The following is an 18,935-nucleotide window of genomic DNA, read 5'->3' on the forward strand; positions in this document are numbered from 1 at the left end:
TGCGTCGCTCCGACAACAGCCACGTTCGGAGTCGGCCTGGCTGCGACCACCCGCGAACGTATGCCGTCCGAACTCTCGGCTCCGTGAGTCCGTTGCTGGACATCGCCGACGAGGTGATCCACGCGCTCCGACCGATCTACGTGGTGACGGTGCTCGGCCGGCTGCGGGGCGCTCCTGAACGCGGGTTCCGCGATGCGGCATCCGGGACGGAGGTCCATAGAGTGCGGCTGCGAGAGCGCAGCGATCCTGCTACCCTGCGCGCAGCCGTCGCCGCTCGGTGGCGCACCTCAGCGCGAGGCAAGTCGACCATGCATAGCGCGGCGATCAGGTGGCTCGTTGTGGCGCTCGCGGGCTTCGCGAGCACCGAAGCTGTCGCGCGGCGCTCCCGAGCGAGCAGCCCCGCCCCGCGCGGCGCGACCGCGTTCTCCCCCTTCGCTTTCCCGCGACCGCCCAATACCGCGCCGCGTCCCGCCGGCGACGGTATCATCCACTGGAACACGCCGAACAAGGACGGCAACCTCGGCGGACCCGGGACAGGGGGAGGGGGCGGTGGCGGAGGCTGACCCCACTCAGCTTCGCCATCGGGCGCCCGTGGCTCCGCACCCCGTGGCGGAACGGGCGGCTCGGGAGCAGTGGCGGCAACCCTGAGGCAGGGACGCCTGTCAGACTGCACTCAGGCCCATCAGCACGACGGCCATTTGCCAGCCTGCCACCAGCATCGCGGCGATCCACACCACCGTCGCCACGCCGCCCGCGACCATGATCATCGTGAGGACGCGATCCATCCAGGGACGCATGGATTGATCCTGAACCGACACTGTCTCGATGTGAGCCATGATTCACCGTCGCATCAGCGTACCGAGGCGATGTCCGCAAGCTTGGTTCCTGAGGCGAAGCACACAAGCCGCCCGCCAGTCAGGCATACAGGAGGTAGAGCACGGTCGCCGGAGCGATCACGACATTGGCTGCGCCGAGACACACGAGAATCGTCACGGCTGTCGCATGGAGGTTCGGCCTGTTCTTGAACATCCATTCCGCAGGGAATGCGAGTACTGTGATCGGCAGCATGCAGAGCACGATCGAGATCCACAGCAGTGCGCCCGGCACGAAAATCAGAAGACCGATCCGGCTTCTGGGCAACCACTCCGTCCGTTGATCGCGTGCAAGGATGGCTTCCGACATCTGACGCGCCGCCCCCTCTTCCCGATGGCTAATGCAACTAAAAGTGGTATATGTCGGATTAACGTCATCTCAACGGGAAATCCCCCGGCGCCTCGGGTTCGGATTACGCAGAACCTGAGCAGCAATCGCCGTGGAATTGCCCACCGGCCGCGGCCACCTGCCGACGGGCCTGTAAATACGGCAGCATGCCGACGCCTGAGGGGGTGACCGGTAACGCGCTATAGCCTCAGCGGCGGCGCGCGACCGTCGCCGCCATCCAATGCGAGGCGGGCGCGGGTCTCGGCAGCGCATCTCCGGCGTCGAACCTCGCCGCCCCAAGGTCCGCGCCGCGCCCGGACCTGCTCTGAGGCCTGCCGTGGACCTCCTCAACACGGAGAACGCCCGACACCCGGAGACCGCAGACACGGAAGACCTCGCGGAGGCCGCGTACGATGCTGGGCTCCGGGCCCGCGTCGGTGCTGAGCGGCAGACCGCTCCTTCCGCCTGCTCCGAGATGCGGCAGTGATTGGCTGACGTCCCGGCTTTCGGCCTCTCGCGAAGAACCGCGACCAGAGCGTTGTCGTGGAGCGAGGGACCGAAATCCGAGCGCTCCGGCTGGCGCAGGTCGAGCCCGTCAGCCCCATGCAACAATCGGAGCAATCCTGACGACATCCAGCTTGACCATAAGGCCGCCTCGGAACAGCCGAGCTGACGGGGCCACGATGACCAAGCCGATCACCCTGACGAACCGTCTCGTCGACGCCGTCGTGACGGCCGCCATGGCGTTCAGTCTCGTCGTGCACGCCCAGGTCATGATCCTGCCGCCGCACTTCGTGTGACGGGCGATCGAACGTAGAGGATGCAGAATTGTCTCACCCGCTGTCGCGCGTGTGAAAAGGGGTCATTGGCACCCGACTCGGCAGTGCCGAGCAGCTGATCGCTCGCGAACCCAGCAGTTTGCCACATTGAACCATCACCGTTTCATGCACGTATGCGTTGTATATGGAACTTGGAGGTTGTGATGCAGGCATCCGAATGCTGCATCATCCGGGTATCTATCGCCGCGAGCCTCGGCTGGCTCATCGCGATTACCCTGATGTGGAAGCATGGCGTGCTGGCCGCGCTGATCGTCAGCCCCTTGTTCGGGACCGCGGCGGCGATCGCCGCCATGACCCTGTTCTGGTTCGTGAGCCTGTTCGTCTCCTGCGAACCCATCGGGCCGCGGGCGTCTGACACCAACCGGTAGCAGGATCGGAGAAGGTCGCAGCGCCGAGCCATGTGCACCGGGATCGGCACGGCGCCGGCCGGCGCCCGATCGGAGCCGGGCGCGTCGGGGCGTGTCAGGTCCGCATCCTGCGAGGAGCAGGCGCAGCTGCTAAGACGTGGCCATGAACCGGAGACCGCCTGACCGACTCACGACGATCGCGATTCTCGCGGTCACCGCCGCGCTCGCAGCCGTGCTCGTTGTGAGGCTTCGTGACCCCACGCCTCCGCACCGTGGCCCCCTGCCCAGTGCGTCCGCCGCCAGGCGATGATGCAAAGCCCGCGTTGAACAACTGCAGCGGCTGGAAGCGGAATGGCTTCTCGCATGCGCGCCGCCCGCGAAGGCGGACGTGCGTTGGCCGGTGCTTCCCCCTGCTCAGACCGTCGTTTCGCCGAGCGCGACACAGTCGGTCCTGTGGGGATCGGCTCCGCGATCTCGACAGGCTCCGTGACCGTCCATGCGGGCGACCGGGCGGATCTCACTTCTCCCGGAACGCCCGCCGGGCTTGATCGACGAGCGGCTTGGTGAGGTAGGACAGCACCGTTCGATCTGCCGTGCGGATGAAGGCCTCCACGGGCATGCCGGGCATCAAGGTGGCCCCGTCCAGTCGCTTCATCTCCTCCTTCGTCACGCCCAGGCGAACGAGGTAGTAGAAGCTGCCGGTCCGCTTGTCCTCGCTCACATCGGCCGCGATCCGGGTCACGCGCGCGTTGAGCTCGGGTGTCGTCCGCTGGTCGAAGCTCGGGAAGCGCAACCCCGCGGCCTGACCGGTCTGCAACCGGTCGATGTCCTGCGGCGCCACACGTACCTCGGCGACGAGGGAATCCGCGGTCGGCACGATCAGCATGATCGGCTCGCCCGGGGTGATCACACCGCCGCGGGTGTGGACCGCGAGTTCGTGCACGTAGCCGGTCTGCGGCGCGCGGATCTCGATGCGCTGCAGCTGGTCGAAGGCCGTGATCCGCTGCTCGGTCAGCGTCGCCGCCTTGGCGCGGTTCTCGGCCAGCTCCTTCGCGACGTCGCTGCGGAGGTTCTGCTCGAGCTGGATGATCTGCAGCTCGGTCTCCGAGACCTTGCCCTTGGTCTGCGCGATGTTGGCGACGAGGACGCCGCGCTCGCCTTTCAGGCGGGACATGTCGCGCTGGAGGCTCGTGAGCCGGGTCAGCTGGATGAGGTTCTTCCGCCAGAGATCCTCGACGCCCTCGTACTCCCGCCCGATGATCGCGGTCTCCTGCTCCTTGGCGGCGGCCTGCTCGGACAGGCCTTTGATCTCCTCGTTCAGCTGCCCGACCCGCTCGCGGAGCTGCGCCTTCTGGCCCTGGAGCGCGTCCTGTCGGAAGCGGAACAGCTTGCGCTCGCCGTCGACGATCCGGGCCACATCCGGTCCGGCTCCCTCGAGCTCGGGGGGGATGGCGAGGCTCGCGCGGCCGTCGCGTTCGGCCTCCAGCCGGGCGTTGCGCGCCGCGATCTCCCACAGGCTCTTGGTGACGCTGTCGTAGGTGGCCTTGGCGGTGGTCGCGTCCAGGCGGACCAGCAGGTCGCCCGCCTGGACGCGCGCGCCCTCCTGAACCGGCAGCTCGGCGACGACGCCGCCGGTCGGATGCTGGACCTTCTTGATGTTGCTCTCGACCACCAGCGAGCCCGTGGCGATGATGGCGCCGGACAATTCCGTCGCCGCTGTCCAGGCCCCCGCGCCCGTGGCGACCACGATCACGGCGGCGACGCCGGCGACGTGCCGCCGCAAGGAGCGGCGCGTCTCGTATGTCGGATCCGTAGCCGGCCCTTCAGGCGTGCGATCCGTCGTCATGCGACCCTCGTGGGCGTCTGCCGCGTCAGGGCGTTCAGCTTCGACAGAACTTCGTCGCGCGGGCCGTGCAGCTGCACGCGCCCGTCCCCGAGGACCAGGATGCGATCGACCGCCGCCAGGGCGCTCGGCCGGTGCGCGATCACCACGACGATGCCGCCGCGCGCGCGCACGCCCTGCACGGCGGCGGACAGGGCGCGATCGCCGTCGACGTCGAGATTCGAGTTCGGCTCGTCGAGGACCACGAGGAACGGATCGCCGTACAGGGCCCGCGCGAGCGCGATCCGCTGCCGCTGACCGCCGGAGAGGCCCAGGCCGCCGGAACCGACGCGGGCGTCGTAGCCGCCCGGCAGCCGGAGCACGACCTCGTGCACGCCGGCGGCCCGGGCGGCCGCCAGCAGGGCCTCGGGGTTGGGCTCGGGATCGAAGCGCGTGATGTTCTCGGTGATCGTGCCGTCGAACATCTCGATGTCCTGCGGCAGGTAGCCGACCGCGCGCCCGAGGGCATCGGGATCCCACTGATCGATCGCCGCGCCGTCGAGGCGGATCACGCCGCGGTTCGGGCGCGCCAGTCCGACGAGGGCACGGGCGAAGGTGGACTTGCCGGAGCCGCTGGCCCCGATCACCCCGAGGGCGCTTCCGGGCGCGAGGGCGACGTTGACGTCGTGGAGCACCAGCGTGTCGGTCCCGGGCGCCGCGATCGACAGGGCCGTCACGCGCACGCTCTCCCGCGGCGCCGGGAGCGGCGTGAGGGCTGCGGGCTCCCGCCGGGGCAGGAACGCGACGAGGCGGCCCCAGGCCTGCCGGGCGCCCGAGAACGACTTCCAGTTGGCGATCGCCAGGTCGACCGGCGCGAGGGCGCGCGCGGACAGGATCGTGGCGGCCAGCATCACGCCGGCCGTCGCCTCCTCGCGCACGACGAGGAAGGCGCCCAGGCCGAGGATGCCGGATTGCAGCACCGTGCGCAGCAGGCGCGCCGTCGTGCCGAAGCCGATGGCCAGGTCGTTCCCGTACGCCGCGACGTCGAGATTCCGCCGGGCCCGGACCTGCCAGAGTTCCGCGATCCGGGACCGCATCCCGAGCGCCGAGAGCAGCGGTGCCGTCCGGTGCGCCATGTCGGTGAAGGACCGGCGCTCACCGGCCGTTCGGACGGCCTCCTGGGTGGACGCGGACGAGGCCCAGTCCGTGAAGATCGTCAGCACGCACAGGAACAGGGCGCCCCCGGCCACCGCCGCGCCGAGCCAGGGATGGAACAGGAAGCAGACCGCGACGTAGAGCGGCACCCAGGGCAGGTCGAAGAAGGCGCTGACCGCCATGCTCGACACGAAGCCGCGGACGGTGTCGAGATCGCGCAGGGCCTGGGGGCCGTCGTCGCTGCGCGGCATCTCGGCGCCGCGGACCAGGAGGGTCCGGAAGATCCGCGGACCGAGGCGCTCGTCGACGAGGCGCGCGAAGCGCGCCAGGATCCGGGCACGGAAGATCTCGAAGACGCTCTGGATCACGAGCAGCATCAGCGTGATGCCGGCGAGACCGACGAGCGTCGCGATGCTCCGGCTCGGCAGCACCCGGTCGTAGACCTGCAGCATGAAGATCGGGGCCGTGAGCATCAGCAGGTTGATCAGGCCGCTGACGATCATCACGGTGATCAGGCACGTGCGCCCGGCCCTGACGGCGGACCAGAACTCGCGCCGCTTCGCGACACGCAACACGCGTTCATCGGTCACAGGTCGATCCCTCGGCTTGGCACGTCAGCGGAGCGGTTCGGGCCGAAGCGAGTCGGGCCCCGGCGTCGCGGAAGCCCCCGCCGCGTCGGCGGCGGGGGCCGCGTTTCACAGGCCGAGCAGGTGCAGGCCGCTCGTGGCCGTGTGGGGAGTCGGGTCCGTGTGCTGGACCTCGGTGTGGCCGCCGAGATCGATCGTGGCGACGCCGAGATCGACGCTCACGCCCTGGGCGGCGCCCGCCTCGGCCGGCGCGGAGGAGGTCCCCGACACCGCGTCCACGAGGTGGCCGACGAGGGAGTCGGCACCGCCGCCCGTCTGCGGCAGGTGGATGCTGTCGCCGCTGAGCAGGTTCGCCGTGGCCAGACTCGGCTGATCGGCGCTCACCGCGACCGCGCTCACGTCGACGGTGTGGGCCGGATCGGCGGCGGGCGTGAGCACGGCGACGTCCGCCACCGGCGTCGAGGTCGTCGGGCCCGCCGACACGTCGATCAACGGGTGGGTCCCGGCTCCCGGCTCACCCGACGTGCCGCCGGTGAGCGTGCCGAGCAGGTCGCCGACGGCGCTCCCCGCCCCACCGGTCTCGCCCCCGCCCAGGACCGTGGTCACGGTCGCGACGACGCCGTCGACCGGGGAACCCGCCTGGTGGCCGTCCCCGCCGGCCGCGGGAAGGATCCCCGCCACCGAGCCCACGACGCCGCCGGCCGCCTCCGTCACGGACCCGAGATCGCTCGCGACCTGCGCCACCGCGGGGCCTCCGTCGCCGTTCAGGACCGCGCCCGGCAGGTTGACGACATCGGTCACGAGGTTGCTCGACTCGCCGAGTTCCCCCAGGCCGACCGTGGTTCCGAGGTTGATCACGGCGTGGAGCGGGTCGTTCAGGACCGGCACATCGTGGCCGACCTGTTCCAGGGCCGCATGGACGCCGTCGATCAGCGTATTGGCGACGTCGCCGACCGGCTGCAGCGGCGCGTTCGTCCCGAGCAGCGCGCCGGCCGCGCCGGAACCCGGGCCTCCGTTCAGGCCGCCCAGGAGACCGTCGAGGCCTCCGGCACCCTGGTCCCCCGTCAAGCCGCCGAGGGCGGAGGTGACCGGTGCCAGGAGACCGCCGCCCGGCAGGCCGGATCCGAGACCGCCGCCGGCCGAGTCGAGGAGGCCGGTCGCCGAGCCGACGACGCCGCCCAGCGCGCCCGCCACGTGCCCGAGGTCGTCGACGACCTGCGCCACGCCTCCGGGCGCGTTCCCGGTCAGGATCGCGCCGGGCAGGTTGATGGTGTCGGTGAGCAGGTTGTGGGTGTCGCCGAGTTCACCCAGCCCGACCGTGTTGCCCAGCGCGATCACCGCGTGGAGCGGCTCGTTGAGGAGCGGCACGTCGTGTCCGACCTGCTCCAGCGCCCCGTGGACGGTGTCGATCAGCGTGTTGGCGACAGCGCCCACCGGCTGTAGCGGCGCGTTCGGCCCGAGCAGGGCGCCGGTTCCGTCCGGAGCGCCGCCGGTCACGGTGCCGAGCAGGCCATCCGCCGCGGCGGTGACGGGGGTGAGGAGACTGCCCGCGCCCGGCGCGCCCGCTCCCCCCAGGTCGCCGACGATGCCGGTGACGCCGCCGAGCAGTCCGCCGGCCGCGCCCGCCACCGCGCCGACATCGCTGAGGATCGGCGACAATGCGCCGAGCCCCTGGCCGCCCAGCAGGGCACCGGGCAGGGCCGCGGCGTCGGTCAGCAGGTTTCCGCCCTCTCCCAGATGGCCGAGTCCGAGGGTCTCGCCGAGGTTGGTCAGGCCGTGGACAGCGCCGTTCAGCAGCGGGATCTCGTGCCCGAGGTTCTCGAGGGTCATGTGGACGTCGAGGACGGCGGTGTTCGCGAGGTTCGCGACCGGGGCGAGAAGGCCGCCCGACGCGAGCAGGCCGCCGGCCGTCGCGGCCCCGGTGACGGAGGTGATCAGCGTGTCGGTCGCTTCGAGGACGGAACCGAGATCCGCGAGGACCGGCGTGGCCGAGCCGAGGCCGCCGCCATTGAGGAGCGATCCCGGCACGGCGAGCGTGTCGGTCAGGAGATTGCCCGCTTCGCCGATGCGACCGAGGCCGACCGTCTCGCCGAGGCCCGTGAGGGCGTGGATCGGCGCGTTGAGCACCGGGACCTGATGGCCGACATCCTCCAGCGTCGTGTGCAGGTCGAGGACGGCTTGGTTGAGGATCCCCACCGCCGGCGCGAGCGTGCCGCCGGAGCCGACAAGGCCGTTGCCGGCCACGGGCAGGGCCGTGACAGTATTCAGCAAGGCTCCGGCAGCCTCGGCGACCTGCCCGGCATCGTTCAACACCGGGACGATGCTGCCGGCATCGGTCGGGTTGGCGACGGCGCCGGTCAGGTCCGTGATCAGGTTGCCGGCCTCGCCGATATGACCGAGCCCGACCGTCTCACCGAGATTGGTCAGACCGTGGAGCGGGCCGTTCAGCGCCGCGACCTGATGACCCGCGTTCTCGAGCTGCGCATGGGTGTCGAGGACGATCTGGTTCGCGGTATCGGCCAGCGCGCCGGGAAGCGGTGACCCGCCCTCATCCGCCGCACCGACGTCGACGGCACTCTCGATGAGCGAGGTAATCGGACCGAGACTCGTCAATTGGCCGGTCGATAGTGCGGTGGAGGACAGCAGCGCGCTGGACCCGACCAGCCATTCGAGCGAGCGTGACGACGGGTTGAGCGCGGCGAGAGGGGACGACGACATGGGCACCTCCGGATTTGATGCGTAACCAGCAGTACAATTATGGGTTGCAGTGCCGAGCGTCGGTAAAGAATACCGAGTCGGCGGCCTGCCGTGACTGCGTGCGGCCAGTCCCAACACCGCCGAGGGAGAAGGTCCAACCGCGTCGGGCTTCGGTCTAGGACCAAAATATTATTCGCAGATATGACGTGCGCGGCTGTTCTTTGTAGTAATATTGCGTAGATAAAAGCGGCAAATGAGTGCAATATTCGTTATAAATCGATAATCGCGGCGGATGACAGGGGATATATATATAAATATCCGCTGTCGATCGGCTACTCCGTATCTGTCTGCTCGTATCGAAGTCTGCATCCCGCGCGATGTGCCGTCGATCAGACGGTACCCGGCAAACAGCGCCGTGACCGATTCGCCCTGTTCTCCGATGCAGCTTATGATTGTATCGTGCGGCGCGGCCACTTCAGTGCGTGGCGCGAATGGGCAGGTGAACCGTGGCCATTGATCCGAGGAATCTCGCCCAGACGGCGACACTCACCTACAGCCAGGATTTCGACACGCTGCCGCTCTGGGACGGCACTTCGGGCCTCGACACGTCCGGCGGCCCGCAGTGGAGCATCCACGTCACGTCGACCGGGACGCGGCCCTTCAATCAGGAGCAGCAATGGTACGTCCGCGCCGATCAACCCGACGGCAGCGCGCTCCCGAACCCCTTCCGCGTCCACGACGGCATCCTCACCATCACCGCCGCGCCGTCCGATCCGTCTCTGCTCCAGGACCTGGGGGATCAGCCCTACACGTCGGGCATGGTCAACACCTTCCACAGTTTCAGCCAGACCTACGGCTACTTCGAGATGCGGGCCGAGCTGCCCGCCGGTCAGGGCTTCTGGCCGGCGTTCTGGCTGCTCCCGGCGGACGGTTCCTGGCCGCCCGAGATCGACGTGATGGAGATGCTCGGGCACGATCCCGGCACGCTCTACACCACGGTGCACAGCCTTGCGCCCGGCCAGACACCCGGCAACCACACGATGAGCCAGGGGATCTCCGCAGTCGCCGACATGAGCGGCGGCTACCACACCTACGGCGTTGACTGGCAACCGGACACGCTGACCTTCTACTTCGACGGACAGGAGATCTATCGTACGCCGACGCCGGCCGGTCTGGACAAGCCCATGTACATGATCGCGAACCTCGCCGTCGGCGGCTCGTGGCCGGGCGACGCCGACGCGTCGACGCCATTTCCCGCGCAGATGAATATTGACTACATGCGGGCTTATCAGGCCAGTCCGGGCGCCGCGGCGCTCGAGCCGGTGTTTCACTTCTACGACGCCGCCTCAGGACGGCACTTCTACACGGCGAGCGCTGCGGAACGCGCGCAGCTTGAGAGCACCCCGTCGGGCTACGCCTATCAGGGCGTCGGCTGGGCCGCGCCAGTGTCGTCGTATGCCACGGCTGACGTCTTTCGGTTCACCAACCCGACGACCGGCGACCACTTCTACACGACCAGCACCGCGGAGCGCGACGGGCTCCTCTCGGGCGGTTCCGGCTACAACTATGACGGCGTTGCGTTCGACGCCTACGCGAGTTCGACCGCCGCGGGATCGCACGCGTTGACCGTCGAGCGGTTCGTCAACACCGAGAGCGGACGGCACTACTACGCGTCCAGCGCCGATGAGATCAGCTACATCGAGCAAGGTCACGCCGGCAGCGGCTGGGTTGATGAGGGTCATGCCTTCACGTTGCATGCTCCGACTGCGAACATGTTCGGCATGTAACGGCCCTTCCGGAAGACCTGCTCCGAGGCAGCCAGTCCCTCTTCTCGTCGCGACAGGGCCGCTTCAGCCGACACCCACGGCAGGCTCGCCGCCCGTCGGCAGGGGCTGCTCGGTCCCTCGACGGCTCCACCAGCGTCGCGTTCTCGGCGCCCATCCGCCGACTCTGAGGCTCGCTGGCCGCGGTGCGGCGACAGGACCGCGATCAGAAGCTGTACCCGACGCGCAGCCGCATCTGGTGGCGGTCGAAGCTCGACAGGTCGAGCGGGCCGGGCTCGCCCGTGGCCTGCCCGGCGACCTGGAAGCTCCAGGTGAACGAGGCCCAGGCCTGGGGTGACAACGTCACGTAGGCGGTCGGTCCGAGATACACGGCCTCGCCCGCGACCCGGTCGAGCGCCAAGCCGTCGTAGGTCCGGGCATAGCGTGCCTCGCCGCCGAGGAAGAGGCCGGGCCGGACGCAGAAGGCCAGCGCCCCCGCCACCTCGATCCCCGATCCGCGCACGGGCGCGTCCATCACGGTCAGCCGCGTCGTCGAGAGCGCGAAGCCGACATTGACGGCGGCGATCAGCTTGCCGGGGACGATCTCGCGGTCCGCGAGCAGGCCGATCTCGGTGCCGAAGCTGCGCGCCGGCACGCCCATTCCGCCGTCGACGGTCCCGTAGCCCGGAACGATGTTGAGGGTCAGGCCGAAGGGGGCCGTCCGGCGATCCATCAGGCGCACCCGGGTCTCGAGGAAGCCACCGTTGAAGCCGCCCGTGGTCCGGGCCGGGGTTCCCGGCGCGCCGATGTCGTAGGCGTTGAAGGTGACGCCCGGGGCCAGGCGGAAATCGTTGGTCAGCGGCACCTTCAGGGCCAGGGAACTGTCCACGGTCAGGAAGCGGGCGACGCGCCGGCCGAGGCGCCCGCTCGTCTCCCATTCCAGCTCCGCCTCTCCGGGAACGCCGAGGTCGCTCCCCTCGGTGAAGCCGAACAGATGCTCGCTGTCGAGGTCGCCCGGCGTCAGGTTCTCGGCGGCGGTGGGCAGGGACTGGGCCAGCGCCGGTGCCGGCCCGAGCGCCGCGGCCACCCAGAGCGCCGCGGCCAGCCCGAGCACCGCGGCGAGGCCGCGGAGAACCGATCCTGGAGCCGAGAGACGACGCGGAGCGCCGGTATGCGTCATAGCCCTGACCCATCATTATAGCTGATGCTATATCTGATAGGGCGAGCGATGTCAGGCCGTCAACGGTCGAGCATGCCGGACGCGCGGCCCCCGGAAGTCCGGTCGCGGATCCGGCGCCGCGCGTCGGCGGGAACGGCGTCGCGCGGTCACGGCGGCGCGGGTCCTGAACGGCGCGGAGCGGAGCCGCGCCGCGTCCGCGCGCCGGCTCACGCCGGTCCGGTCTCGGGGGTTGTCCCGGCCGGGGGCGGGGACGCGACGGGCCCGGGCTGCCCCCTGCGCGCGCGGCGCTCCTCGATCCGCTGCAGGATCACGTAGAACGACGGCACGAACAGCACCGCCAGGCAGGTCGAGGCGAGCATGCCGCTGAACACCGTGATGCCGATCGACTTGCGCGCCGCGGCACCGGCTCCGGAGGCGGTGACGAGGGGCAGCACGCCGAGGATGAAGGCGAACGAGGTCATCAGGATCGGGCGGAAGCGCAGCCGCGCCGCCTCCACGGCGGCAGCCGCGATGTCGAGGCCGGCCTGCCGCTTCTCGCGGGCGACCTCGACGATCAGGATGGCGTTCTTGCTCGCCAGCGCGATCAGCAGGATCAGGCCGATCTGCGTGTAGAGGTTGTTGGCGACGCCGAGGAGCAGCAGCGCCCCGACCGTGCCCAGCAGCGCCAGCGGCACGCCGAGCAGGACCGCCAGCGGCAGGATCCAGCTCTCGTACTGGCCGGCCAGGACCAGGTAGACGAGGAGGATGGCGAGGGCGAACACGAGGTAGATCTGCGCGCCGACCGCCTTCTCCTGGTACGACATCGCCGTCCAGTCGTAGCCCGTGCCCGGCGGCAGCACCTTGGCGGCGATCTGCTGCATCAGGTCCAGCGCCTGCCCGGAGCTGAAGCCCGGCGCCGCCCCGCCCACGATCGTCGCCGTCGGGTAGAGGTTGTACAGGCTGATCAGGGACGGCCCCTGCACGGACTTGATCTCCACGACGGTGCCGAGCGGCACCATCACGCCGTTGCCGGCGCGCACTTTCAGGTTCTCGACGTCCTCGGGGCGGAGCCGGTAATCGGGCGCGGCCTGCACGTAGACCTGGAAGGTCCGGCCGAACTTGTTGAACTGCGTGACGTAGGACGACCCGACGTAGCTCGAGAGGGTCGAGAAGACCTGCCCGACCGTCACGCCGAGGGCCTCGGCCTTGACCCGGTCCACCGCGATCGCGATCTGCGGCACGCCGGCCCGGAACGAGGTGTTGAGCTTCCGCAGCCCGGATTGCGAGTTCCCGTCGGCAACGACCGTCCGGGCGAGGCTCTCCAGCAGGGGGTAGTCGAAGTCGCCGTTGCGCAGCTCGATCTGCATGGTGAAGCCGCTGGCGTTGCCGATGCCCTGGATCGGCGGCGGGATCAGCACGAAGGTGTCGGCGTCCTCGACGCCCGCCAGCATCGTGTTGAAGCGCTCGTAGAGGCTGCGCAGATCCTGGCCCTTCTCCTTGGCCCGGACGTCCCAGTTCTTGAGAACCACGTAGGCGACGCCGGCATTGGGCAGGGTGGCGTTGGAATCGAGGACCGAGATCCCGCTGATCGAGAGCACGTTGTCGACGCCTCGCGTCGCCTTCGCCTGGGCGCTGATCCGCTGCATCACCGCGTCGGTGCGCTCCTTCGAGGCCCCGTCCGGCAGTTGCGCGCCGATCAGGACGTAGCCCTGGTCCTCGGTGGGCAGGAAGGCGGTCGGCAGGCGGGCCAGCCCCCATCCGGCGAGCCCGATCAGCAGGAGCGCCACGGCGACCATGAGGCCGCTGCGCCGGACCATGGTGGCGATCAGCCGGGCGTACCAGCCCTCGAGGACCCCGTAGACGCGGTTGAAGCCGCGGTAGAACACGTTCCGCTTCTCCGGCGGCACCGGCTTGCGCAGCCACAGAGCGCACTGGGTCGGCTTCAGGGTGGCGGCGTTGATCGCGCTGATCAGCGCGGTGGCGGCGATCACAAGGGCGAACTGCTTGTAGAGCTGCCCGGTCAGGCCGGGGAGGAACGCGGCCGGCACGAACACCGACATCAGCACCAGAGTGATGCCGATGATCGGGCCGAACAGCTCCTCCATCGCCTTCTCGGCCGCCGCCCGGGGCGAGAGGCCCTCGTCGATGTGGTGGGACACGCCTTCGACGATCACGATGGCGTCGTCCACCACGATGCCGATGGCCAGCACGATCGCGAACAGCGTCGAGAGGTTCACGCTGAAGCCCATCGCTGCCATGGCGGCGAAGGCGCCGATGATCGTCACCGGCACCGTCGTCGCCGGCACCAGCATGGCGCGCCAGTCCTGGACGAAGACCAGGATGACGATCAGGACCAGGACGGCCGCCTCGAACAGCGTCATGTAGACCTCATGAATCGAGGCCTGCACGAACTCCGTCGTGTCGAACGGGATGGCGTAGACGAGGCCCGACGGGAAGGTCTTCGCGAGCTCGGCCATCCGGGTGCGGACCGCGTTCGCCACCGTCAGCGCGTTCGCCTCGGGCAGCTGGTAGATGCCGATGCCCGCGGCGGGCTGCCCGTTCAGGGTGAAGGACTGGCTGTAGGTCTGCGCGCCGAGCTCGACGCGGCCCACGTCGCGCAGGCGGGTGATCCGGCCGCCATCCTGCGCGTCCGCCTTGATGACGATGTTCTCGAAGTCCGGGGCGTTGTTGAGCCGCCCGTTGACGTTGAGCGTGTACTGGAAGTCCTGGCCGGCCGGGACCGGCGGCATCCCCACGGCGCCCGCGGTGACCTCCTGGCTCTGCTGCTGCACGATGTTGATGATGGCGTCGGGGGTGAGGCCCCGGGCCTGCACGAGGTCGGGGTCCAGCCAGATCCGCATCGCGTACTGGCCGGCGCCGAAGACCGTGACGTTGCCGACGCCGGGCAGCCGGGCCAGCTCGTTCTGCACGTTGATGACGCCGTAGTTCGACAGGAACAGGCTGTCGAACTTCCCGTCGCTGGCCGACAGCGTGACGAATTGCAGGACCGCAGTGGATTTCTTCTGGGTCGTGACGCCCTGGACCTGGACCGCCTGCGGCAGCGACGACATCGCGATCGCGACCCGGTTCTGCACCAGCACCTGGGCCTGATCGCCGTCCGTCCCGATCGCGAAGGTGACCGTGAGGGTGTAGGTGCCGTCGCTCGCGCTGGTCGACTGCATGTAGAGCATGCCCTCGACGCCGTTGACCTGCTGCTCGATCGGGAGCGCCACCGTGTCGACCACCGTGCGGGCGCTCGCGCCCGGGTAGCGGGTGGTGACCTGGACCGTCGGCGGCACGACGTTGGGATACTGGGATACCGGCAGGTTGAGCAGCGACACCGCGCCGATCAGCACCATGACCAGGGCCAGCACGTTGGCCAGGACCGGCCGCTCGATGAAGAAGCGCGAGATCATGCCGTTGGCCCTCGGTGCCGGCGTCTCAGGGGCGGCCCGCCGCGGGGGCGGAACGCGGGGTGGCGGAGATCACTGCCCGATCGTCGGGCGTGTCGGCCTCGTCGGCAGCGCCGCGACCGTCGGACGACGGCTCACCGCGGGAGTGGCGCCGGGTCGGGCGAGGCTTCGGCCACCGCCACCTTCTGGGGCGCGACCTTCGCCCCGGGGATCGCCCGCTGGATGCCGTCCGTGACGACCCAGTCGCCGGGTGCGAGCCCGGCCTCGATCACCCGGTAGCGCCCGTCCCGGGGCCCGAGCGTCACCACCCGCTGCGAGACCGTGTCGTCGGCGCCGACCGTGAGCACGTAGCTGCCCTGCTGGTTCGTCCCGATGGCGTCGTCGCGCACCAGCAGGGCCTTGTCCTGGCGCCCGACCGGGACCCGGACCCGCACGAACAGGCCCGGGAGGAGCGCGTGGTCGCCGTTCTCGATGAGCGCCCGCGCCATCAGCGTGCCGGTGGACGGGTCAACCTGCGGCGCGAGATAGTCGAGCTTGCCGGCATGCGGATAGCCGGTCTCGGTCTGCAGGCCGATCTCCACCGGGATCCTGGACAGGTCGCCCAGCGTCCGGTGCGTGGCGAGCAGGTGCTCCTTGACCAGCAGCACCTGCTGCTCGCTGACGTTGAAGTAGACGTAGAGCGGATCGATGCGCACGAGCAGCGCCAGCTTGGTCGGTCCGCTGATGCCGACGAGCGCCCCGACATCCGCGAGGTGGTTGGTGACCACGCCGTCGAACGGCGCGGAGACCTGCGTGTAGCCGAGATTGATGGCGGCGATGTCGAGGTTGGCCTGCGCCTCCATGACGGCGGCGCTGGCTTGGTCCTGCTTGGTCTTCGCGTCCTCGACGCGCGCCTGCGAGGCAAATTCCTGCCGGCCCAGCGTGGACTGGCGCTGATACTCGGACTGGGCATTCGCCAGGGCGGCCTGCTGCGCCGCCAGGGCGCCCTGCGCCTGCTTGAGCTGCGCCTCGTAGGTGTTGCGCTGGATCGAGAAGAGCGGCGTGCCCTTCTTCACGACGGCGCCGTCCTTGTAGGTGATCGCCTCCAGGAAGCCCTGGACCCGCGCCTCGAGCTCGACGGCCGCGAACGCCTTGGTGTTGCCGGTGAGCTCGAAGTAGCGCGTGACCGTGCGCACGAGCGGTTGCGCGACCGAGACCGTCGGCGGCGGTGGGGGAACGTACTGGTTCGCATCGCGGCAACCGGCGGCGAGGCCCGCGATGGCCGCCAGGGCGAGGAGACGGAGGGATCCGGGAAGCTGCAGCACGATCGGCACGGTCGACCCTCAACCTGAGAGCGTTACGGGACGGTCTTCGGTCTCGGTCCTGACGCGGCTACTGATCGTCCTCGGCCTTGGCTTCCCGGGCGAGGGTCAGGCACTCCAGCAGGTCGACGTAGCTGGGCAGGCCGTCGAGCTGGGCTTCCGCCGCGCAGCGCGTCCGGTCGACCGCCGGGTAGCTGGACCACTTCTTCGCCACCTCGGCACGGGCCGACCCCTCGTCCTGGAGGCAGAGCTGCTGCCGACCGGAATCGAGGGTCATCGCCTTCGTCGCCGCTCGGCAGCTGCCGTGAACGTCGAAGACCGGCATCTTGTCCGAGACCGGTGTCGTCAACGCCAGCTCCAACAGCAGGGCGGGGACAGCAAACATCATGATCAGCACACCCGCGCGTCGCGTCGACCGGACGGCCCGGTCGATCCTTGTTCTGGTGGCCCCGCACGGTTGCCGTGCCCTGCGGCAATACAGGTTCGATATTCAGGACAGACCCGATTCGGACGCCTATCCTGTATCGGTAGCATATGTCGCGGTTAAGTTGTTGCAACAAAAATTGTTATCAACCACGGCGCACTACCTAAACCGATCAGCGCCCGGCAAAGCGGCGGTGTGATTTCTCCGATGTCCGCCAATTGAGTAAGATCAGATAAAAATTTGGAACGTTTGGTAAAACAACGGGAGCGTTACCGCGTATGAGGTCGATTTAGCGAGTGCGCAGAGCGCCTATACAAGCGTTCGCGCCCGGGGCGCCGGCGCCAGTCGGCGCGGCCGGCGCCTCCGGCACCGGGACCGGCCGAGGCGTCGACGGTGTCCGTCATGCCGGCCGGCGAGACCGTTTCGACCTGTGCGTCGGGCCCCGGCCACGGTGTGGCCGGGGCCCGACCCGCCTACTTGTCGAGGGCGTTCTCGACGGCGTCCTTGGCCTTGCCGCGCTCCTGCTGGGCCTGGCCCCGGAGCTTCTGGTCGCGCCCCTCGGCCTTCAGCGCCTCGTCGTCCGTCAGGTTGCCGACGCCGCGCTTGGCGCCGCCGACCGCCTCGTTGGCGAGGCCCTTGAGCCGGTCGACCGCGCCCGCCGTCGTCGGCGTGTCGTCGGCCAGCGCCGGGCCCGCGAGGGCGAGGCCGAGGAGGGCGCCACGAAGCGCCGTCTTGCGGGTGCTGCTCATCCGGTTCACCCGAGAGGTTCGAGGGAGCGCGGTCTGACCGACCGCCGGCGCCGACGCAATGACGCACACGTACCGGATCGCCGGGCCGGCAACCGGTACGGCACCGGTCCGCCGGTTCGGGCGCGTCCCGTGGCGCGGACGGTCCTGCGCGGCCGAGATCCCGGCGCGGCGCCGGTCAGGCGGCGGTCCGGAACGCCGCGCGCCCGTTGCGGAGGATCGAGATCAGCGCTCCGACGAGGCCGGCCAGGATAACCCCGTCGATCGCCAGGAGGGTGATCGCCCGGTTCCACAGCCGGTCGAGGCCGAGATCGGTGGTGACGGATTCGGGATGTGCCGGGTCGGCCATCACCCCGATCGTCCAGTCGCCCGCGTGCAGGCCGGTGAACACGTAGTTCACCCGGCGAGTCACGCTGCCCGCGGGCGTCCGCAGCGAGAGCGTCGCGTCGCAGATGTGGAAGACGAGCTTGGTGCTGCACTTGCCGTCGCTCACGCGGGCGTTCGGGACGGGCCGGGCGGCCTCGCGGACCTGCCAGTCCGAGATCAGCACGGGCGCCGTGTAGACGGCGCTGGCTGCCAGGAGGCCGCCGAACAGCACGAAGCCGAACAGCACGCCCAGGATGACGGTCCAGCTCGCGCGGTCGGGCGGCAGGCGCAGGGTCTCGGCTGTCTCGGGTTTGGCGGGCGATCCCATGCGATCCTCAAGCAGGCAGAGCTTCGGGAGAGGGGGGGGCGGCGGCCGCGGTCGGGCGCGCAGCGCGCTCGGCCAGGGCGCGGCGGGCGTGGTGCGCGGCCTGGTAGCGGGCGATCAGGTCGGCGAAATCCTGCGGCTTCATCCCGCGCGGCAGTCCGACCGTGAGGGTCACGATGCGGCGCTTCGGGTCGAGCTTCACGGGGTGCCGCCCCGGGGTCCGCTCCGGCCAGTCCGCGCCCGGCGGTAGCAGCAGGCGGGTGACGATGCCGCCCCGGCTCAGCGACATGTCGAGATCGGCGACGGCCTCCCAGGGGATCACCCTGTCGAGACCGGGCGTGGTCAGCCCCGCGGGGCTCAGGATCAGGGCGACCGGCTCGCCGCGCGACAGGACGAAGGCGCCCGCCCCGCCGAAGGCGGCCGCGAGGGCCAGCGCCACGGCCGACACGGTCCGGGCCTCGTAGGGCGACAGCCCCGGGACGCGGACCAGCACGAGCGCGAGCGCCGCGGCGGCGAAGAGGCCGGCGCTGGCGGCCAGCGCGAGGCCGCGGGCCCGGTGGCTGGCGCGCAGCACCCGCTCCTCGGTTCCGACGTCCGCGGCCGTCGCCTCCAGTTGCGCGCGGGCGGCGGCCTCCCGGGCGCGGACCGCGCCGAGGAAGTCCCGCGTCGCGGCCCGGCACAGGCCGTCGGGGTCGGCGAAGTAGGCGGCGAGCTGGTCGCGGGCCCGGGCCGGCGGCGCGGCTCCGGCCGCGGCCAGCAGGTCCGCGTCCATCGCCAGCCCGAGGGCGGCG

15 protein-coding genes and 1 pseudogene are annotated in these 18,935 nt (G+C 70.0%); 4 read left to right on the forward strand and 12 right to left on the reverse strand.

What is annotated here, in order from left to right; translation table 11 throughout:
* The first annotated feature begins 92 nt into the window (after positions 1-92).
* Complete coding sequence (locus tag ACLBYE_RS11915; RefSeq protein WP_447694361.1) at positions 93-563, forward strand: hypothetical protein; 471 nt, start codon at positions 93-95, stop codon at positions 561-563.
* Positions 564-662: 99 nt separating this feature from the next.
* Here ACLBYE_RS11915 and ACLBYE_RS11920 read toward each other — a convergent pair whose 3' ends face one another.
* Both ACLBYE_RS11920 and ACLBYE_RS11925 read right to left on the reverse strand, forming a co-directional pair.
* On the reverse strand, positions 663-836 hold the full coding sequence (locus tag ACLBYE_RS11920) for a hypothetical protein (RefSeq protein ID WP_447694362.1): 174 nt from the start codon (positions 834-836) through the stop codon (positions 663-665).
* 79 nt (positions 837-915) lie between these two features.
* On the reverse strand, positions 916-1,182 hold the full coding sequence (locus ACLBYE_RS11925; RefSeq protein ID WP_091675883.1) for a hypothetical protein: 267 nt from the start codon (positions 1,180-1,182) through the stop codon (positions 916-918).
* 1,000 nt (positions 1,183-2,182) lie between these two features.
* On the opposite strand from ACLBYE_RS11925, the gene ACLBYE_RS11930 reads away from it, so the two are divergent.
* Entirely contained in the window at positions 2,183-2,407 is a 225-nt protein-coding gene (locus tag ACLBYE_RS11930; protein WP_020091090.1) for a hypothetical protein, read from the forward strand.
* A gap of 496 nt (positions 2,408-2,903) precedes the next feature.
* On the opposite strand, the gene ACLBYE_RS11935 is transcribed toward ACLBYE_RS11930, so the two are convergent.
* From ACLBYE_RS11935 to ACLBYE_RS11945, 3 genes are all read right to left on the reverse strand, one after another.
* Positions 2,904-4,232 carry an HlyD family type I secretion periplasmic adaptor subunit gene (locus ACLBYE_RS11935; RefSeq protein WP_447694363.1) on the reverse strand — a complete coding sequence of 443 codons (1,329 nt, stop codon included), beginning with the start codon at positions 4,230-4,232 and terminating at the stop codon, positions 2,904-2,906.
* On the reverse strand, positions 4,229-5,953 hold the full coding sequence (locus ACLBYE_RS11940) for a type I secretion system permease/ATPase (protein ID WP_447694364.1): 1,725 nt from the start codon (positions 5,951-5,953) through the stop codon (positions 4,229-4,231). The genes ACLBYE_RS11935 and ACLBYE_RS11940 overlap by 4 nt, the downstream gene beginning before the upstream one ends.
* Before the next feature lie 105 nt (positions 5,954-6,058).
* A complete protein-coding gene (locus ACLBYE_RS11945; protein WP_447694365.1) occupies positions 6,059-8,668 on the reverse strand; it encodes a beta strand repeat-containing protein in 2,610 nt (869 codons plus the stop codon).
* 485 nt (positions 8,669-9,153) lie between these two features.
* Here ACLBYE_RS11945 and ACLBYE_RS11950 point away from each other — a divergent pair, with 485 nt between their 5' ends.
* A complete protein-coding gene (locus ACLBYE_RS11950; RefSeq protein WP_447694366.1) occupies positions 9,154-10,434 on the forward strand; it encodes a family 16 glycosylhydrolase in 1,281 nt (426 codons plus the stop codon).
* 202 nt (positions 10,435-10,636) lie between these two features.
* Here ACLBYE_RS11950 and ACLBYE_RS11955 read toward each other — a convergent pair whose 3' ends face one another.
* The 4 genes from ACLBYE_RS11955 to ACLBYE_RS11970 all read right to left on the reverse strand — a co-directional run bounded on the left by ACLBYE_RS11955 (position 10,637) and on the right by ACLBYE_RS11970 (position 16,671).
* On the reverse strand, positions 10,637-11,590 hold the full coding sequence (locus ACLBYE_RS11955; protein ID WP_447694367.1) for a hypothetical protein: 954 nt from the start codon (positions 11,588-11,590) through the stop codon (positions 10,637-10,639).
* A 206-nt stretch (positions 11,591-11,796) separates the two neighbouring features.
* A complete protein-coding gene (locus ACLBYE_RS11960; RefSeq protein ID WP_447694368.1) occupies positions 11,797-14,985 on the reverse strand; it encodes an efflux RND transporter permease subunit in 3,189 nt (1,062 codons plus the stop codon).
* 131 nt (positions 14,986-15,116) lie between these two features.
* Entirely contained in the window at positions 15,117-16,289 is a 1,173-nt protein-coding gene (locus tag ACLBYE_RS11965) for an efflux RND transporter periplasmic adaptor subunit (RefSeq protein WP_447694372.1), read from the reverse strand.
* A 64-nt stretch (positions 16,290-16,353) separates the two neighbouring features.
* A complete protein-coding gene (locus ACLBYE_RS11970) occupies positions 16,354-16,671 on the reverse strand; it encodes a hypothetical protein (RefSeq protein WP_447694369.1) in 318 nt (105 codons plus the stop codon).
* Between ACLBYE_RS11970 and ACLBYE_RS11975 the strand changes: the two genes are divergently transcribed.
* Positions 16,670-16,906 carry a hypothetical protein gene (locus tag ACLBYE_RS11975; RefSeq protein WP_447694370.1) on the forward strand — a complete coding sequence of 79 codons (237 nt, stop codon included), beginning with the start codon at positions 16,670-16,672 and terminating at the stop codon, positions 16,904-16,906. The genes ACLBYE_RS11970 and ACLBYE_RS11975 overlap by 2 nt on opposite strands.
* A 274-nt stretch (positions 16,907-17,180) precedes the next feature.
* Here ACLBYE_RS11975 and ACLBYE_RS11980 read toward each other — a convergent pair whose 3' ends face one another.
* The 3 genes and pseudogenes from ACLBYE_RS11980 to ACLBYE_RS11990 form a co-directional block, all read right to left on the reverse strand.
* Positions 17,181-17,456, reverse strand: a complete 276-nt coding sequence (locus tag ACLBYE_RS11980; RefSeq protein WP_020091080.1) for a CsbD family protein — start codon at positions 17,454-17,456, stop codon at positions 17,181-17,183.
* Positions 17,457-17,631: 175 nt separating this feature from the next.
* Entirely contained in the window at positions 17,632-18,147 is a 516-nt protein-coding gene (locus tag ACLBYE_RS11985) for a hypothetical protein (RefSeq protein WP_447694371.1), read from the reverse strand.
* 7 nt (positions 18,148-18,154) lie between these two features.
* Positions 18,155-18,935 (reverse strand): annotated as a pseudogene (locus tag ACLBYE_RS11990) (peptidase M48); the annotation flags it as partial.

The sequence above is a fragment of the Methylobacterium sp. A52T genome, assembly GCF_053346095.1.